Here is a 2,213-nt window from a genome sequence, read left to right on the forward strand (position 1 = left end):
TGCTGCCCGGCCGCGCCGCCCGCGCCCAGGACGCGGCCAGCCGCCCGAACCTCGCCGAGCGCCGCGCCATCGAGGCCTATCTGCGCGACCGCTGGCCCGCCCAGCTCCAGGCGATCCGCGCGGCCGCCCGTTTCCCGGTGGTGGTGGAGCTGGACCGCGACACCCTCTTCCTGCCCGGCCAGGCGGAGGCCTATGGCAGCGACGACTATCTGGGGAAGGTGGTGGTGCAGCCACTGGTGCGGGCCCTCACCCGCATCGCCGCCGACGAGGCCGGGCGCGAGGCCCTGCGCAACGGCCTCAGCTCGATCAGCATCGCCTATGACGAAGCCACCGCCCCCGCCTCGAACTACGCCGCCGGGCTGAGCTTCGAGGACGGCGCGCTGTCGATCAACTGGAAGCCCTACAGCAATGTCGACGACATCAGCCCGCGCACCGAGGCGCTGGTCAGCCTGCTGGAAAAGGAGCTTTGAGAAAAAAGGCCAGGGGAAGGAATTCCCCTGGACCCCTTCTTTTTCTCTCAGGGCCGGCCGCCGCTGGCGGCCGGCTCAACCCAAGGGCAGGCGCACCACGAAGCGGGCGCCGGTCACCTGGCCCGCCTCGTCGCGCTTGTTCTCGGCACTGATGCGGCCGCCCAGCCCCTCCACGATCTGCCGGCTGATCGACAGGCCGAGGCCCGAATGCTGGCCGAACCGCTCGCCCGTCGGACGCTCGGTGTAGAAGCGGGCGAAAATGCCCTCCAGCTTGGCCTCGGGGATGCCGGGGCCCTCATCCTCCACCGTGAACTCCATCATCGCCCCCGTGGGCCGCGCCCGCATCCAGACGCGGCCGCGCTCGGGCGAGAAGGAGATCGCATTGCCCAGCAGGTTGCGGAACACCTGCACCAGCCGGCCCTCGACGCCGCGCACCACCAGGGGGCCGGGCGCCATGTCCAGCTCCACCACCGGACCCTCCTCGTCCCGCGTGGTGTTGTGCAGCTCGGCCAGCGCCGAGAGGATCGGCGCGATGTCCACCGGCTCGGACGCGGTGCGCGACAGCTCGGCATCGACGCGCGAACTGTCGGCGATGTCGGCGATCAGGCGGTCCATGCGCACCGCATCCTCGGCGATGATGCCGAGCAGCCGCTTCTGGTGCTCCGGGTTCTCGATGCGGCGCAGCGTCTCGATGGCGCTGCGCACGCTGGTCAGCGGGTTGCGCAACTCATGCGCCACATCCGCCGCGAAGCGTTCGTTCTGGTCGATGCGCGCCCACAGCGCGGTGGCCGAGGATTGCAGGTCGCGCGCCAGGATGCCGATCTCGTCCTCGCGCTGCAGCAGCGCCGGCGGCACCGAGCCGGCGCGGCCCTTGCCCTGGCGCATGGCCGCCGCCGCCCCGGCCAGCGCCAGGATCGGCGAGGCGATGGTGCGCGCCAGGAAGAAGGAGGCCAGCACCGTCAGCACCAGCGCCAGCAGGAACAGCCCGAGCACGGAGGAGCGGATCTCCAGCAGCCGCTCATCCACCTCGCGCGCCTCGCGCGTCAGCAGCACGATGCCGACACTCTGGCTGCCGCGCCGCGCCGGCTCGGCCACCGAGACCAGCAGCCGCCCCTCCTTGGTGCGGCGGATATAGGGGCGCACGCCGCCTTCGAGGGCGAGGCGCAGCTCCTCCCGCCGGTCGGGACCCAGCGCCGGCTGCCAGTCGAAGGAGCCGGCATCCGGCCCGACATCGACGAACACCGCGTCATCCGCGCTGCGCGGCCCGTAGACCGAGCGCGGCAGCAGCGCGAGGATCCGGTCATACAGCCCGGCGATGGTGCCGGCGAAGGCGCCGCGCGGCTCCGGCGCCGGCAGCGGCTCGGTGACGATGGCGCCGCCCTGGCCCTCGCGCACCCGGCTGTCGGCCACCAGCAGCCCGGTGCTGTCGAACAGCTTGGCCTGGGTGTTGGCGCTGGGCTCCACCAGCCGGCGCAGCAGCGGCCGGGCGGTGTCGGGCACCAGCACGGCGCGGTCGTCCTGGATGCGCACCGCCGCCTCGGCGATGCCGCCGGCATAGATGCGCGCCTGGGTGCGCAGGCTCTCCACCTCCGCCGCCAGCAGCCCGTTCTGGTACTGGTCGAGATAGAGCAGCGCCGCCGCCAGCAGGGCGGGGGCCACGACGTTCAGCAGCAGGATGCGCCGCAGCAGCGGCGAGACGCGCCGCCGCGCCGCCCCGGCCGTCGCCTGGGCGGCCGGGGCGGG

General features: G+C 73.1%; 2 protein-coding genes. One reads left to right on the forward strand and one right to left on the reverse strand.

Going from position 1 to position 2,213, the window contains the following annotated elements; translation table 11 throughout:
• On the forward strand, window positions 1-470 hold a 470-nt coding region (locus HMPREF0731_RS21420), incomplete at its 5' end, for a hypothetical protein (protein ID WP_007006339.1).
• Between the two features lie 75 nt (window positions 471-545).
• On the opposite strand, the gene HMPREF0731_RS21425 is transcribed toward HMPREF0731_RS21420, so the two are convergent.
• A partial coding sequence (locus HMPREF0731_RS21425) for a stimulus-sensing domain-containing protein (RefSeq protein WP_007006340.1) occupies window positions 546-2,213 on the reverse strand: 1,668 nt, incomplete at its 5' end.

It is taken from the genome of Pseudoroseomonas cervicalis ATCC 49957 (assembly GCF_000164635.1).
Taxonomy (GTDB): Bacteria; Pseudomonadota; Alphaproteobacteria; order Acetobacterales; family Acetobacteraceae; genus Pseudoroseomonas; species Pseudoroseomonas cervicalis.